We start from the raw sequence: 15,603 nt of genomic DNA on the forward strand, positions 1-15,603 counted from the left end.
AGCGCTTGGGGCTCGAATGAAAACGCCGCTTCGGCACGGAGGCACGAAGCGGCGTTGTCACCCCTGGCCAAGCAGACCGTCAGGCGGTTTCCGCCACCATACCGCCATGGCGCAGCAGTGCATCGATGCTCGGCGCGCGGCCGCGGAATGCTGTGAAGGATTCGATGGCCGGGCGGCTGCCGCCAACTGCCAGCACCTCACGGCGATAGCGCGCGCCGGTTTCCGCATCCAGCACCGAGCCCCCCAGCTTGCTGGCTTCCTCGAAGGCGGCATAGGCATCCGCCGACAGCACTTCGGCCCACTTGTAGCTGTAGTAGCCCGCCGCATAGCCGCCGGCAAAGATGTGGCTGAACGTGTTCGGCCAGCGCGACAGCTCGGCCTGCGGCACCACGTGGAAGCGATTGTTGATCTGGCGCGACAGCTCCAGCACCGAGGTCGCGCCCTTCGGGTCAAAGTCCGTGTGCAGGTGCATGTCGAACGCCGAGAACACGATCTGGCGCAGCGTCGCCATGCCGTTCTGGAAGTTCTTCGCGGCCAGCATGCTGTCGTACAGCTTGCGCGGCAGCGGTTCACCGGAATTCACATGGCGCGTCATGCGCGAGAGCACTTCCCATTCCCAGCAGAAGTTTTCCATGAACTGCGACGGCAGCTCCACCGCGTCCCATTCCACGCCGTTGATGCCCGACACGCCCAACTCATCCACCTGCGTGAGCATGTGGTGCAGGCCGTGGCCGAACTCGTGGAAGAGGGTGATGACCTCGTCGTGGGTGAACAGCGCGGGCTTGTTGCCGACCGGGCCGGAGAAGTTGCACGTGAGGTAAGCCACGGGGGTTTGCACGCCCGCATCGCCCAGCAGCTTGCGGCCGCGCGCGTCGTCCATCCACGCACCGCCGCGCTTGCCTTCGCGCGCGTACAGGTCGATGTAGAACTGCGCGAGCAGCTCGCCCTGTGCCGATTCGACGCGGAAGAAGCGGACGTCCGGGTGCCACACCTCAGCCGCCTCCGGCTGGATCTTCACCGAGAACAGCGTCTGCACGACGTTGAACAGGCCGTCCAGCACGGCGGGTTCCGGGAAGTACTGCTTTACCTCCTGCTCGGAAAACGCGTAGCGCGCTTCGCGCAGCTTTTCCGACGCGTAGGCCATGTCCCACGGTTCGAGCTTGTCGATGCCGAGTGTGGTCTTGGCGAACGCCTGCAGTTCTTCCCAATCCTTCTCGGCGAACGGACGGGCGCGGTCGGCCAGTTCGCCCAGGAAGCGCAGCACATCTTCGGGCGAGTCGGCCATTTTCGGCACGAGCGACACTTCGCCGAAATTGCGATAGCCCAGCATGTGCGCTTCTTCGGCGCGCAGCGCGAGCTGTTCGGCCATGTTGGCGGTGTTGTCCCACTCGGCCTTGCCGCCGCCGTATTGCGCGCCCAGTTCGGAGGCACGCGTGACGTTCGCTTCGTACAGCGTGCGGCGCAGCGCACGGTCGTCCGCATATTGCAGCACCGGGAAATACGACGGGAAGTGCAGCGAGAACTTCCAGCCGGTCGCCTCGGGGTTGTCGCGGCGCGCGGCTTCCTGGGCGGCCTGCTTGGCGTCTTCGGGCAGGCCGGCCAGGCGCGCTTCGTCGTCGATGACCAGAGCGTAGGCGTTCGTCGCGTCCAAAACGTGGTCGCTGAAGGCCTTGGTCAACTGTGCCTGCTGTTCCTGAATCGCCGCAAAGCGCGGCTTCTGGTCTTCGGGCAGTTCTGCGCCGCCCAGGCGGAACCCGCGCAGTTCGTTCTCAAGCAGCTTCTTGCGCGCGGGCGACAGCGTGGCGTATTCGGCGCTGTCGGCAATCGCCTTGTACTTTTCGAACAGTTCCAGATCCTGACCCAGGCCCGACCAGAATTCGGTCACGCGCGGCAGATTGGCGGCATGCGCTTCGCGCAGCTCCGGCGTGTCGGCGACGGCGCTCAGGTGGCTGACGATGCCCCAGGCGCGGCCCAGCGGTTCGGTGGCGTCTTCGAGTGCGGTGACGACGGTGTTCCAGCTGACGGGCGTGGCCGGGTCTTTGACCTGCGCCACCGCCGATGCGGCGCGCTCGAGCAGCACGTCGACGGCCGGCGTGATGTGTTCGGGGCGGATGTCCGCAAAGCGCGGCAGACCAGAAAAATCGAGCAGCGGATTGTTGGCCGGGGTGGCAACCTTGGGCGAAATATCGGTCATGGCGGGCTCGGTAGAGAAATTCGGGGGACAAAAAAAGCGTCCGATCCAACAGGTGGGGACGCTTTTTCCGTTTCCAACTGGATCAGGGTGAAGCTTACGCCGCCAGGGCGGCTCCTTCAGCAGCGCGCTCGGCGGCTTCCAGGGTGTTGATCAGCAGCATGGTGATCGTCATCGGGCCGACGCCACCCGGCACCGGCGTGATATAGCCGGCGACTTCCTTGACGCCGGCAAAGTCGACGTCGCCGCACAGCTTGCCGGCATCGTCGCGGTTCATGCCGACGTCGATGACGACTGCGCCCGGCTTGACCATGTCGGCGGTGATGATGTTGCGGCGGCCCACGGCGGCCACGATGATGTCGGCCTCTCGCGTGTGCGCGGCCAGATCGCGCGTCTTGCTGTTGCAGATCGTGATGGTGGCGCCGGCTTGCAGCAGCAGCATCGCCATCGGCTTGCCGACGATGTTCGAGGCGCCGACCACCACCGCATTGGCGCCGCGCACCGGGTAGTTGATCGATTCCAGCATCTTCATGCAGCCGTACGGCGTGCACGGGCGGAACAGCGGGGCGCCGGTCATCAGCGCGCCGGCATTGGCCACGTGGAAACCGTCGACGTCCTTTTCAGGCGCGATGGCTTCGAGCACCTTGTGGCTGTCGATGTGCTTGGGCAGCGGCAATTGGACCAGGATGCCGTGGATGCGCGGGTCGCGGTTCAGTGCGTCGATGCGGCCGAGCAGGTCGGCTTCGGACAGGTCAGCGGGGTAGCGGTCGAAGCTGGACAGGAAGCCGTTGTCTTCGCACGCCTTGATCTTGTTGCGCACATAGACCTGGCTGGCCGGGTCTTCGCCGACGAGGATGACGGCGAGGCCGGGCTGGTGGCCGCGCGCGGTCAGGGCGGCGGCGCGTTGTGCGGCCTCGGCGCGGAGTTGTTTGGCAAGCGCGTTGCCGTCAATGAGTTGGGCGGTCATGGCTGGGCGGAGGAGGGAGAGGGCAAACCGCGATTATAAATCGCCGCCTCCCTTCCGGCCGCCCGGATGATCGCCTGGTTTTTCCTGCAGCCGAATCAGGCGTTGCGCGACAGGGCCAGGCGCAGCAGGTCTGCCACGGTGTTCACGTTGAGCTTTTCCATGATGTTGGCGCGGTGCGCTTCCACCGTCTTGATGGAAATGCCCAGATCGTCGGCGATCTGCTTGTTCAGGCGGCCGGCCACGATGCGCTCCAGGACTTGCTGCTCGCGTGTGGTCAGGCGGCCCAGCAGGTCCTTGGCGGCCTTTTGCTCGCGGGCGACCGAGTCTTCGCTGCGGGCCTTGCTGAGCATGCGTTCAACCAGCTCGCGCAGTTCGGATTCGTCGAAGGGCTTTTCGATGAAGTCGACCGCGCCTTTCTTCATGGTCGACACCGCCATCGGCACGTCGCCGTGGCCCGTGACGAAGACGATCGGCATGCGGCTGTTTTCGGCCAGCAGGCGGTCTTGCAGCTCGGGGCCGCTCATGCCTTGCATGCGCACGTCGAGGATCAGGCAGCCGACGCCTTCGCCGCGCTTGTCGTCGACCAGGAATTCTTCGGCGCTGCGGTACGTGCGGACGGTGTAGCCGTTACCTTCGAGCAGCCACGTCAACGAGTCACGCATGGCTTCATCGTCGTCGACGACGAACACGGTTTCGTTGCGCGGCGCAACTGCGGCGGGCGTTGTGCTCATGGAGGAGTCCTCGGTCTACGTTCTATGTTTTAAAAACGATTTACAGCGGATTCAGCGGCAGGATGATTTTAAACGTACAGCCGATGCCATCGGCGTTGTTTTCTACCCAGAGTCTGCCGAGGTGGGATTCTATGATGGAGCGGCAGATATTCAGCCCCATGCCCATGCCGTCGGATTTTGTACTGAAGAACGGCTCGAACAGCCGCTCCTTGGTGCTGTCGTCTACGCCCGGGCCCTGGTCGATCACCTCGATCAGCACGGAATTTTCCGGATCGTTGATCAGGTTGGCGTGCAGGCGCAGGACGCTGGCGGCGCGCAGGCGCGGGTGGGCGGCCATGGCTTCGGCGGCGTTCTTGAGCAGATTGACAAGCACCTGCTCGATCAGCACCGGATCGACATACAGATGCGGCAGGTCGCCCGGCAGGCGCGTCAGGATGGTGATGCCGCGCCGCGTGGCCTCCAACTCGGCCAGGCCGACGGCGTCGGCGACGATGTCGCGCAGGTCGGATTCGCGCCGCTGCGGCTGGCTGCGTTTAACGAAACCGCGAATGCGCTGGATGATGGTGCCGGCACGCACGGCCTGGGCGGAGGTCTTTTCCAGCACCGGGATCAGCTCTTCCGGCGTGCTCCGCCCCGACTTCAGGCGGCCGACCGCACCCATGCAGTAATTGTTGATGGCCGCCAGCGGCTGGTTCAGCTCGTGCGCCAGCGACGACGCCATCTCGCCCATTGTCGTCAGGCGGCTGGTGAACTGGAGGCGCTCTTCGTGCTGGCGCGTCATCTCTTCAGCGGCCTTGCGCACGGTGATGTCGGTGGCGATCTGCATCTGCGCGAGGTGGCCGTCGACCCACTGGATGTAGCGGCGCCGCACTTCAAACCATTTCTGCATCGACGGTACGTAGATTTCGCGTGCGTCCGCCGCGTGCGGCGTCAGTTCGGAGGCCGGCAGGCCGGCGTAGGCGTCGACCAGGTCGAGCGCATCGCTGGACACGTCTTCGGTGTTGACGTCGTTGCCGGAGAGCTGCAGGTGGCCGAACGCTTCCCAGCCGAAGAGCTGGCGGTAGTAGCGGTTGGCGAACAGCAGTTCGGCCTTGTCGGTCGAGAGCACTGACACGGCCGCGTCCAGGCTCTCGAGCACCGTGGTGAAGCGGTCGTGCGCGGCGGCCAGGTCTTCGCGGGCGCGCTTGGGCTCGGTGATGTCCGTGATGGAACTCATCCACCCCGTGTGCCGGCCGCGTGCGTCGATCAGCGGCGAGACGTACATCCGCGCATAGAAACTCGTGCCGTCACGGCGCATCATGCGCAATTCCATGCCGTTGGCGGGCGCCTTGCCGCGCAGGGTCAGCTCGATGTGCTTCTGCATCTCGCCGATCTCGTTGGGCGGCCAATACGGGAACGGCGGCATCCGGCCGACCAATTCGGCCTCCGTCCAGCCGATCATGCGGCAGAACGCCGGGTTCACGTAGGTGATGCGGCCGTTGAGGTCGAGCGAACGCATGCCGATCACCATGGAGTTTTCCATGGCGCGGCGGAACGAGGTCTCTGCCAGGAGCGCGCGTTGGGCTTCCGAGCGGCGGCTGGTGTGGCGCCACACGCTCCACAAGCTCCAGATCACGAAGCACGACAGGCCCGCCACCAGCCACATCAGCATGTTGTTGGGCAGGTTGGACGGGGCCGGATATGCCTCGGCACGCAACGACAGCGAATGGCCCGGCGGATCCAACAGCACTTCATACGACGCGGCGGCCTTGGGCACCGGTCGCAACGACGTGCTCGCGCGGACCACGTTGTTCTTGTCGACCAGCGAGAAGCGATAACGGTCGGTCAGCTCGCCCGGCAGCAGCTGCGTGAGGATGCCCGTGACCGAATACATGGCGCCCACCGTGCCGAGGAATTCGTTGTCGCGCACGATCGGGACTTCCATGAGCATGAAGCTCTCGCCGCGCTCGTTCTGGATGGGGCGGGAGTAGACGGCGCGCTGCGTTTCCCGGGCAGCGTCGTAGGCAGATTGGATTTCGGGTTCGAGCGGATGGTCGCGCGTTTCGCGCACGCGTGCGGTGAATTCGGAATTTGATGGGAACGCCCAGCGCGGGCGGCGCGTGGCATCCAGCCAATTGATGAAGACGAGTTCCGGGTTCTCACGCAGAAGCTGGCGGGCGGCATCGCGATAGGCGCTCGGGTCCAGCTGCGCGGCACCAATGTCGCGCGCGAGGGCGGCCACCTGGTCCTGGTTGCTCTGCAGGGACAGGCGGACCTTCTGCTCCGCCCAGGCGGCATCGCGGTAGAGGGCGTCGCGCTGCTGCTGCACCTCGGTGGCGTGCAACTGATACAGGATGAAAATCATCGCGCCGGCAAACAGGACGATCGCCACCAGCGGGATGAACATGAACCAGTTGGTCGTCCACAGGCGGCCCAGGCGCGTCAGCCACAGGCGGCGCGGCACGTTCGGGCGCACGGCTTCGTCGGAGGGCAGTTCCGGCGCGTTCACGGACATGGGCGAAGGCGCGGCAGGCGTTGACGGCTCGGAATTGGCGGCCGGGTCCTGCGAAGCGTGGGAGGGGGCAAGCATGATGGGCGGACGAACGCCGGAATTCTGCGGAGGTAAGGGAGTGGACATCTGTGCAACTGCGCAAAACTAAGTGTAACGGCAATCAACTTGCGGGTCGCTTGGGGAAACCGCTTGGTGAGGTGTTCTGAGCGCTCAATAAATGCTGCAGTGCAATGTCAAAAGTGATTTGTTTTGCATCGCCGCAATATTCCACATTATAAAAAACCATATCGCAATTTGAAAATTCCGCTTGTGCTGCATTTGCGGGTGCCCATAGAATCAGCGCAAAAGTCGGGGTGGTCCTTGCGCGCGTGCAAACGTGCGTGCGAAAGACGCCTCACAAGAGACGCAACTACCGTTACTGCTACCAAGGAGACCGCCATGTCGGCCGTACCAGAACAAGTCCTGGGTGCCACGAGCGCCAGCGACGCTGATCCCCAGGAAACCAAGGAATGGCTGGAGGCGCTGCAAGGCGTCATCGGCGCGGAAGGCCCGCAGCGCGCGGCATTCCTCCTTGATAAGCAGATCGAGTACGCACGCATCAACGGCGTGACGTCTCCGCTGCACGCAGAAACCCCCTACATCAATACGATCCCGGTCGAGAACCAGGACCGCATTCCTGGCAACCAGGAAATCGAGCACCGCATCCGTTCGTATACGCGCTGGAATGCCATGGCGATGGTGCTGCGCGCGAACAAGGACACGAACGTCGGCGGGCATATCTCGTCGTTCGCTTCGGCGGCCACGTTGTATGACGTCGGCTACAACCACTTCTGGCACGCCCCGTCGGACAAGCACGGCGGCGACATGGTCTTCGTGCAGGGCCACTCGGCGCCGGGCGTGTATTCGCGTGCCTTCCTGCTGGGCCGCCTGACTGAAGAGCAACTCGACAACTTCCGCCAGGAAGTGGACGGCAAGGGCATCTCGTCGTATCCGCACCCGTGGCTGATGCCGGATTTCTGGCAGTTCCCGACCGTGTCGATGGGCCTGGGCCCGATCATGGCGATCTACCAGGCGCGCTTCACCAAGTACCTGGCCAGCCGCGGTCTGATCCAGAACTGGGAAAACCGCAAGGTCTGGGCGTTCCTGGGCGACGGCGAAACCGACGAGCCGGAATCGCTGGGCGCGATCGGCATGGCCGGCCGTGAAAAGCTGGACAACCTCGTCTTCGTGATCAACTGCAACCTGCAGCGCCTGGACGGCCCGGTGCGCGGCAACGGCAAGATCATCCAGGAGCTGGAATCGGAATTCCGCGGCGCCGGCTGGAACGTCATCAAGGTCATCTGGGGCAGCCGTTGGGATCAGTTGCTTGCCCGCGACACCAAGGGCCTGCTGATGAGCCGCATGATGGAATGCGTCGACGGCGAGTACCAGACCTTCAAGTCGAAGAGCGGCGCCTATGTGCGCGAGCATTTCTTCAACACGCCGGAACTCAAGGCCATGGTGGCCGACTGGTCCGACGACGACATCTGGGCGCTGAACCGCGGCGGCCATGATCCGCACAAGATCTACGCGGCATTCCAGTCGGCGACCAACCACAAGGGCCAGCCGACCGTCATTCTCGCCAAGACCATCAAGGGCTATGGCATGGGCGAAGCCGGCGAGGCGATGAACATCGCCCACCAGCAGAAGAAGATGCCTGTGGATGCCATCCGCAAGCTGCGTGATCGCTTCAATATTCCGGTCGCCGACGACCAGCTCGAGCACGTTCCGTACGTCAAGTTCGAAGAAGGCTCGAAGGAACTCGAATACATGCGCAAGGCGCGCATGGACCTCGGCGGCTACCTGCCGGCCCGTCGCCAGAAGGCCGACCCGCTGCAAGTTCCGGCGCTATCTGCGTTCGACGCGTTGCTCAAGGCCACCGGTGAAGGCCGCGAAGTGTCCACGACGATGGCCTTCGTACGCATTCTGAACATCCTGCTGAAAGACAAGAACATCGGTAAGCACGTCGTGCCCATCGTGCCGGATGAGTCGCGTACGTTCGGCATGGAAGGTCTGTTCCGCCAGGTCGGCATCTGGAACCAGGAAGGCCAGAAGTACGTGCCGCAGGATCACGACCAGCTGATGTTCTACAAGGAGTCGCAGACGGGTCAGGTGCTGCAGGAAGGCATCAACGAAGCCGGCGCCATGTGCGACTGGATCGCCGCCGCGACGTCGTATTCGACGCATGGCGTGGCGATGATCCCGTTCTACATCTACTACTCGATGTTCGGCATCCAGCGTATCGGCGACCTTTGCTGGGCTGCCGGCGACATGCGCTCGCGCGGCTTCCTGCTGGGCGGCACCGCTGGCCGCACCACGCTGAACGGCGAAGGCCTGCAGCACGAAGACGGCCACTCGCACGTGTACCACGCCGCCATCCCGAACTGCATCTCGTATGACCCGACCTTCCAGTACGAACTGGCGGTGGTGATGCAAGACGGCCTGCGCCGCATGTATGTCGAGCAGGAAGACGTCTATTACTACCTGACGGTGATGAACGAGAACTACGAGCACCCGGAAATGCCGGCGGGTGTCGAGGCCGACATCATCAAGGGGATGTACCAGTTCAAGAAGGGCGTCGAAAACAGCAACGCGCCGCGCGTGCAACTGCTGGGCTCGGGCACGATCTTCCGTGAAGTGATTGCCGCGGCTGATCTGCTGAAGAAGGACTGGGGCGTGGAGTCGGACCTGTGGGGCTGCCCGAGCTTTACCGAGCTGGCCCGTGACGGTAACGCCATCGCACGCTGGAACCTGCTCAACCCGACCGAGCCGCAACGCGAGTCGCACGTTGAGAAGCTGCTCAAGAACGCACGCGGCCCGGTCATCGCATCGACTGATTACGTTCGTACGTTCGCCGAGCAGATCCGCGCCTTCGTGCCGCGTCGCTACGTGGTGCTGGGCACCGACGGCTTCGGCCGTTCGGATACCCGCGAGAAGCTGCGCCACTTCTTCGAGGTGGATCGCTACTGGGTGACGGTCGCGTCGCTCAAGGCACTCGCCGACGAAGGCGTGCTGCCGCGCGAAAAGGTGGCCGAGGCACTGAAGAAGTACAACCTCGATCCGAACAAGCCCAACCCGATGACCGTATAACGGAGCCGCCGGGCGCGTGGGTTGCGTCCCGGCCGGGCACCGCCCCGACAGACTTCCCGCAACGTGCATTTGCCTGCACGATGCGGTAGCCTGCGGGGCAACGCGTGTCCGCCGCCGGATGCTCTCGCCGCCAGACCCTCTGGAGACAGAAGAATGAGTCAAGTCGTAGAAATCAAGGTGCCGGACATCGGCGACTACAAAGACGTCCCGGTGATCGAAGTGCTGGTCAAGGCGGGCGATACCGTCAACGCCGAGGATTCGCTGGTTACGCTGGAATCGGACAAGGCGACCATGGACGTGCCCTCGCCAAAGAGCGGCATCGTCAAGGAAGTGAAGATCAAGGTGGGTGACACCGTGTCGGAAGGCTCGCTGGTGCTGCTGCTCGAAGAGCAGGGCGCTGCGGCCGCACCGGCCCCGGCACCTCGAGCTGCGCCCGCACCGGCTCCGGCCGCTGCTGCACCGGCACCCGCACCGGCCGTGCAAGCGCCGGCCCCGGCGCCGGCTGCCGCGGGTGGCGGCACGATCGAAGTGAAGGTGCCGGACATCGGCGACTACACCGACGTGCCGGTCATCGAGATCAGCGTGAAGGTGGGCGACAAGGTGGAAGCCGAGCAGTCGCTGATCACGCTCGAGTCGGACAAGGCCACGATGGATGTGCCGTCGCCGGCCGCCGGTACCGTCAAGGACATCCGTGTGAAGGTGGGCGATGCCGTGTCGCAAGGCACGCTGATCGTGGTGCTGGAAGGCGCAGGGGGCGCTGCTGCAGCGCCGGCACCTGCGCAAGCCCCTGCACCTGCACCGGCTGCCGCTGCACCGAGCCCGGCCCCTGCGGCCGCCCCCGCGGCTGCTCCGGCCGCAGCGCCTGCTACGTACACCGCTGACACCGTGGGTACGGTAGGCAAGGCTGCCCACGCCAGCCCCTCGGTGCGCAAATATGCGCGAGAGCTGGGCGTCAACGTGAATCTCGTTGGCGGCACGGGCCCGAAGAACCGCATCACGCAGGAAGACGTGCAGCGCTACGTCAAGGGCGTGATGAGCGGCCAAGCTGCTGCCCCTGGCAAGGCTGCGGCTGGCGCACCGGCTGGCGGCGGCGAACTGAATCTGCTGCCATGGCCGAAGGTCGACTTCACCAAGTTCGGCCCGGTCGATCCGAAGCCGCTGTCGCGGATCAAGAAGATTTCCGGTGCGAACCTGCACCGCAACTGGGTCATGATCCCGCACGTCACCAACAACGACGAAGCGGACATCACCGAGCTGGAAGCCTTCCGCGTGCAGATGAACAAGGACCACGAAAAGGCCGGCGTGAAGTTCACGATGCTGGCGTTCGTGATCAAGGCAGTCGTGGGCGCGCTGAAGAAATTCCCGACGTTCAACGCGAGCCTGGACGGCGACAACCTGGTCTTCAAGCAGTACTTCCACATCGGCTTTGCGGCCGATACGCCGAATGGGCTGGTGGTGCCGGTGATCCGCGATGCGGACAAGAAGGGCCTGATCGACATCGCGAAGGAAATGGCCGACCTGTCGAAGGCAGCCCGCGAAGGCAAACTCAAGCCGGACCAGATGCAAGGCGGCTGCTTCTCGATCTCGTCGCTGGGCGGCATTGGCGGCACGCACTTCACGCCGATCATCAACGCGCCGGAAGTGGCCATCCTGGGTCTGTCGCGCGGCTATCAAAAGCCTGTTTGGGACGGCAAGCAGTTCGTGCCGCGCCTGACGCTGCCGCTGTCGCTGTCGTACGATCACCGCGTGATCGACGGCGCCGAGGCTGCGCGCTTCAACGCGTATCTGGCCAGCGTGCTGGCGGACTTCCGCCGCGTCAGCCTGTAAGCCCACGCGGGCGCGGCACGCATCTGGCTTCGGGCCTGTGCGTGCCGGCCCGGTTGGGTTTGCAGCGGTCGGCGGACTGGTCAGTGGACTGATGGCGAGGACGACATGACGACGTGCGTGGTGGTCAAGAAAGACGGCGAAGTAGCCATTGCGGCCGATTCGCTGGTGACATTCGGTGATACGCGCCTGGCGCGCGGTTACGAGCAGAACCAGAAGATCTTCCAGGTGGGCGATTCGCTGATCGCTCTGGCGGGCACAACGGCCCACTTTCCGGTCATGCGCAGTCTGCTGGCCGGGCTGGCCGATGAGTGCCGCCTCGGTACGCGCGACGACGTCTTCCGGACCTTCCTCAAGGTGCATGAAAAGCTCAAGGACGAGTATTTCGTCAACACCAAGGAAGACGACGACGACCCTTACGAGTCGTCGCAGATCACCTGCCTGATCGCCAACGCCACCGGCATCTACGGCGTCTATTCGTACCGCGAGGTGTTTTCGTTCGACCGCTTCTGGGGCATCGGCTCGGGGCGCAATTTTGCGCTGGGGGCCATGTCGGCGGTGTACGACATGCAGGGCAAGTCGGCGGCGGACGTTGCCCAGGTGGGCGTATCCGCAGGCGTGGAGTTCGACAAGAGTTCGGGCGGCCCGATCGAAGTGCACACAGTCCGTCTGCAGGATTGAAAAGTGTCAGCGGGCCCGGGCGATGCCGGGTGCCGACGACAAGAACAAGGAGTCAGGAATGAGCGTGGTGGAAATCAAGGTGCCGGACATCGGCGACTACAAGGACGTGGACGTCATTGAAGTGATGGTGAAGGCGGGCGATGCCGTCACCGTCGATCAGGCGCTGATCACGCTGGAAACCGACAAGGCCACCATGGACGTGCCGTCGGATGTGGCCGGCAAGATTGTCGAAGTCAAGATCAAGGTGGGCGACAAGGTCAGCCAAGGCACGGTGATCGCCACGGCGGAAGCAGGTGCGGCGGCAGCTGCGGCGCCTGCTCAGGCACCGGCTCCGGCCGCCACGCCCGCTGCAGCACCGGCCGCATCGGCCCCCGCTCCGCAAGCGGCCAAGCATGCCGGCGGCGCCGACATCGAATGCGAAATGCTCGTTCTCGGCTCGGGCCCCGGCGGCTATTCGGCCGCCTTCCGCAGCGCCGATCTCGGCATGAACACTGTGCTGGTGGAGCGTTTCTCCACGCTGGGCGGCGTTTGCCTGAACGTGGGTTGTATCCCGTCGAAGGCGCTGCTGCACACGGTGGCCGTCATGGACGAAGTGAAGGCGATGGCCGCACACGGCATTGTCTACAGCGAGCCCACGGTTGATATCAACCAGCTGCGCAAGCACAAGGAATCCGTCATCGGCAAGCTGACCGGCGGGCTGGCCGGCATGGCCAAGGCACGCAAGGTGCAGGTCGTGCGCGGTGTCGGTGCGTTCCTGGACCCGAACCACCTCGAAGTGCAGCTGACGGACGGCGACGGCAAGGCGACGACGGGCGAGAAGAAAGTCATCCGTTTTGCCAAGGCGATCATCGCTGCAGGCAGCGAGGCCGTGAAGCTGCCGTTCATTCCGGAAGATCCGCGCATCGTCGATTCGACCGGCGCACTGGAGCTGCGCGAAGTGCCGGCCAAGATGCTGGTCATCGGCGGCGGCATCATCGGCCTGGAAATGGCGACGGTGTACAGCACGCTGGGCGCCCGCATCGACGTGGTGGAAATGCTCGACGGCCTGATGCAGGGCGCTGACCGCGACCTCGTCAAGGTGTGGGACAAGATGAACAAGAGCCGCTTCGACAAGGTCATGCTCAAGACCAAGACGGTCGGCGTCGAAGCCAAGCCGGACGGCATCTACGTCAAGTTCGAGGGCGAAGCCGCACCGGCCGAGCCGCAACGCTATGACATGGTGCTGGTGGCTGTGGGCCGCGCGCCGAACGGCAAGCGCATCGGCGCGGAAAAGGCCGGCGTGGCCGTGACGGACCGTGGCTTCATCGACGTGGACAAGCAGCAACGCACGAATGTGCCGCACATCTTCGCGATCGGCGACATCGTCGGGCAGCCGATGCTGGCACATAAGGCCGTGCATGAGGGCCACGTGGCAGCCGAAGCCGCACACGGCGAGAAGGCGTATTTCGATGCCAAGCAGATTCCGTCGGTGGCCTATACCGATCCGGAAGTGGCTTGGGCGGGGCTGACGGAAGAGCAGTGCAAGGCGCAGGGCATCAAGTACGGCAAGGGCGTGTTCCCTTGGGCCGCTTCGGGCCGGGCCATTGCCAACGGCCGCGACGAAGGTTTCACCAAGCTGATCTTCGACGAGGAAACCCACCGCATCATCGGTGGTGGCATCGTTGGCACGCATGCGGGTGACCTCATCGGCGAGGTTTGCCTAGCCATCGAGATGGGCGCGGACGCCGTGGATATCGGCAAGACCATCCACCCGCACCCCACGCTGGGTGAGTCGGTAGGGATGGCTGCGGAAATTTACGAAGGCGTTTGCACGGATGTGCCGCCGGCTCGTAAGCGCTGAATCGCAATTAACCGCCAGGATTTAGAGGCAACTCCGAAATCTGGCCGGCAAGAAGAAGGGCCGCTCGATTGGGCGGCCCTTTTCCTTTGTGGCGGCGCTGAGTGCCGAGGCACGTCATTGCCGAGGCCCGGCCGTGCGTCGATGTCGGCGGAGCAGGCGTAGCGCCGCAGTGAGACGGCGCCACATTTGCTGCATCAAGCCATGCCGCCGGGCGTGCCAGACGGAAATTCGTACCTGAAGGGCTTGCCAGGTCGGTGTTGCCTGCAGGGCGGCCACCATCCGCCGTTTCCAAGCGAGGAAGGCGAATTCCCAGCGGGCATACCAGCCGATCGTATGCAACTGCGGTCGTACGGCGGAATAGATGCGCACGCCCAGGCCGGTACTGATGATTTTCGCTGCGATGAGGACAAACGTCCCTGCAATGACATGGCCTCGCGCCAGCACATAGACGGCGGCCAGCTTGAACGGCAGCAACGCCAACATCGGTAGGGCAAACGCGCAGAGGGCTTCGATGGGCTCGAGCTGCGCCAACTTCCGCTCCGCGGCTTGGACCCACGGATGCGCTGCCAGGCGGGCAGTGGCCCGCTGCATGGCGTTCCAGATCCATTCTTCCAGCAGCAGGATGAGCGCCGCCGTGACGATCAGACTGCGCTTGACCAGCGATTCGCGAGACATTGGGAGTGAAGAAGGGGCGGGGGGCCGCAATACAGAATGGAGCGTCTGCTGCCTGCAAAAGTTCGCAATTTGAAGGCATGAGACGTTTCCCGCGCACACAAAAAACCCGGCCGAAGCCGGGCTAAAGGTACCCACTGATCACCACTGAGGACAGGTTTCGGTAGCGGGACCGAGGAGACAATCTAACGAACACGGTGGGATGGACCGGTGGGCGTGCGTTTCGGTTCCGCGCAAATGCGCGCAAACGACGTGTTTGGAGGATGGGTTCGACCGCCAAAACAAAACGGGCCTCCCGAAGGAGGCCCGCTTCAACAACCAGACGACTAAAGCGGCTTAGCGCTTAGGCAGCGGTCGTTGCCGACTTCTTGCCGGTGGCAGCGCGCGCTTGAGCCGAAGCCTGAGCGGTTGCCTTGCTGGCAGCGTTGGCCGCAGCGTGGAAGTTGCTTTCAGCCAGTTCCACAGCTTGCTTGGTGGCCTTCTGCACCGAGTCGTAGGCATTGTTGGCGGCCGACAGAGCCGACTTCACCAGGGCAACAGCCGATTCCGAACCAGCCGGAGCGTTCTTCGACACGTTGTCGACCAGCGCTTGCAGCTTGCGGCTGTTTTCAGCGATTTGCACTTCAGCAGCCTTGCTGAATTCGGTTTGCGTGTCCGAAGCGATTTCGTACAGGTGGCGGCTGTAAGCCAGAACCTTTTCAGCCAGCGGCTGGACAGCGGCGGTTTGCACCGACAGCAGCTCTTGGGCGTCCTTGGCGGTCAGTGCCTTCTTGGCGTGTTCGACGTTCTCGGCCAGGGTGGCCTTGACGACCTGCAGGTTCAGTTCGACCAGCTTTTCGACGCCTTCAAAAGCCTTGTTGGTCAGGCCGAAGAACGTTTCCAGGTTGGCCTTGTGCGCCGCAGCGATCTGTTCCTGAGTCAGCATGTTGTCTCTCCAAATACAAAGGTGGGTCGGGGAATCAAAATATAAATTTAGATCGCCCAGATGTACAAAGCATGACGGTCAGCGTCGGGCCTTCCAGGCGACATCGCGATGAATTCGGGATGGTGCATCGCAACAATTTCATTGTTGTTGAA

General features: G+C 63.8%; 10 protein-coding genes. 4 read left to right on the forward strand and 6 right to left on the reverse strand.

Features of this window, described 5'->3' with window-relative positions; all coding sequences use genetic code 11:
* Positions 1-79: 79 nt before the first annotated feature.
* From R2676_RS20805 to R2676_RS20820, 4 genes are all read right to left on the reverse strand, one after another.
* Positions 80-2,194: a M3 family metallopeptidase gene (locus R2676_RS20805; RefSeq protein WP_206273733.1), complete on the reverse strand. Its 2,115-nt coding sequence runs from the start codon at positions 2,192-2,194 to the stop codon at positions 80-82.
* A gap of 94 nt (positions 2,195-2,288) precedes the next feature.
* Positions 2,289-3,158, reverse strand: coding sequence for a bifunctional methylenetetrahydrofolate dehydrogenase/methenyltetrahydrofolate cyclohydrolase FolD (gene folD / locus R2676_RS20810; protein ID WP_009240794.1), 870 nt, complete (start codon positions 3,156-3,158; stop codon positions 2,289-2,291).
* Between the two features lie 95 nt (positions 3,159-3,253).
* Positions 3,254-3,889, reverse strand: a complete 636-nt coding sequence (locus R2676_RS20815) for a response regulator transcription factor (RefSeq protein WP_024975528.1) — start codon at positions 3,887-3,889, stop codon at positions 3,254-3,256.
* 40 nt (positions 3,890-3,929) lie between these two features.
* The gene (locus tag R2676_RS20820; RefSeq protein WP_410482523.1) at positions 3,930-6,506 is read right to left on the reverse strand and encodes a PAS domain S-box protein; all 2,577 of its coding nucleotides are present in this window, start codon (positions 6,504-6,506) and stop codon (positions 3,930-3,932) included.
* A gap of 312 nt (positions 6,507-6,818) precedes the next feature.
* Between R2676_RS20820 and aceE the strand changes: the two genes are divergently transcribed.
* The 4 genes from aceE to lpdA all read left to right on the forward strand — a co-directional run bounded on the left by aceE (position 6,819) and on the right by lpdA (position 13,854).
* On the forward strand, positions 6,819-9,509 hold the full coding sequence (aceE, locus tag R2676_RS20825; RefSeq protein ID WP_206273732.1) for a pyruvate dehydrogenase (acetyl-transferring), homodimeric type: 2,691 nt from the start codon (positions 6,819-6,821) through the stop codon (positions 9,507-9,509).
* Positions 9,510-9,662: 153 nt separating this feature from the next.
* Positions 9,663-11,336 (forward strand): dihydrolipoyllysine-residue acetyltransferase, encoded by a 1,674-nt coding sequence (aceF, locus tag R2676_RS20830; RefSeq protein ID WP_316857616.1) that lies wholly within the window; start codon positions 9,663-9,665, stop codon positions 11,334-11,336.
* Positions 11,337-11,441: 105 nt separating this feature from the next.
* Complete coding sequence (locus R2676_RS20835) at positions 11,442-12,014, forward strand: Ntn hydrolase family protein (protein WP_206273730.1); 573 nt, start codon at positions 11,442-11,444, stop codon at positions 12,012-12,014.
* A 58-nt stretch (positions 12,015-12,072) separates the two neighbouring features.
* On the forward strand, positions 12,073-13,854 hold the full coding sequence (gene lpdA / locus R2676_RS20840; protein WP_206273729.1) for a dihydrolipoyl dehydrogenase: 1,782 nt from the start codon (positions 12,073-12,075) through the stop codon (positions 13,852-13,854).
* 114 nt (positions 13,855-13,968) lie between these two features.
* Here lpdA and R2676_RS20845 read toward each other — a convergent pair whose 3' ends face one another.
* On the reverse strand, positions 13,969-14,529 hold the full coding sequence (locus tag R2676_RS20845) for a hypothetical protein (protein ID WP_206273728.1): 561 nt from the start codon (positions 14,527-14,529) through the stop codon (positions 13,969-13,971).
* A 340-nt stretch (positions 14,530-14,869) separates the two neighbouring features.
* Positions 14,870-15,451 (reverse strand): phasin family protein, encoded by a 582-nt coding sequence (locus R2676_RS20850; RefSeq protein WP_024975535.1) that lies wholly within the window; start codon positions 15,449-15,451, stop codon positions 14,870-14,872.
* Positions 15,452-15,603 lie beyond the last annotated feature (152 nt).

The organism is Ralstonia flatus, assembly GCF_958439105.1.
In the GTDB taxonomy this organism is placed as follows: Bacteria; Pseudomonadota; Gammaproteobacteria; order Burkholderiales; family Burkholderiaceae; genus Ralstonia; species Ralstonia flatus.

Bases quoted from the DNA above. Each gene is read 5' to 3' on its own strand.
- R2676_RS20805 (WP_206273733.1), bottom strand. From the start codon at position 2,194: ATGACCGATATTTCGCCCAAGGTTGCCACCCCGGCCAACAATCCGCTG.
- folD (WP_009240794.1), bottom strand. From the start codon at position 3,158: ATGACCGCCCAACTCATTGACGGCAACGCGCTTGCCAAACAACTCCGC.
- R2676_RS20815 (WP_024975528.1), bottom strand. From the start codon at position 3,889: ATGAGCACAACGCCCGCCGCAGTTGCGCCGCGCAACGAAACCGTGTTC.
- R2676_RS20820 (WP_410482523.1), bottom strand. From the start codon at position 6,506: ATGTCCACTCCCTTACCTCCGCAGAATTCCGGCGTTCGTCCGCCCATC.
- aceE (WP_206273732.1), top strand. From the start codon at position 6,819: ATGTCGGCCGTACCAGAACAAGTCCTGGGTGCCACGAGCGCCAGCGAC.
- aceF (WP_316857616.1), top strand. From the start codon at position 9,663: ATGAGTCAAGTCGTAGAAATCAAGGTGCCGGACATCGGCGACTACAAA.
- R2676_RS20835 (WP_206273730.1), top strand. From the start codon at position 11,442: ATGACGACGTGCGTGGTGGTCAAGAAAGACGGCGAAGTAGCCATTGCG.
- lpdA (WP_206273729.1), top strand. From the start codon at position 12,073: ATGAGCGTGGTGGAAATCAAGGTGCCGGACATCGGCGACTACAAGGAC.
- R2676_RS20845 (WP_206273728.1), bottom strand. From the start codon at position 14,529: ATGTCTCGCGAATCGCTGGTCAAGCGCAGTCTGATCGTCACGGCGGCG.
- R2676_RS20850 (WP_024975535.1), bottom strand. From the start codon at position 15,451: ATGCTGACTCAGGAACAGATCGCTGCGGCGCACAAGGCCAACCTGGAA.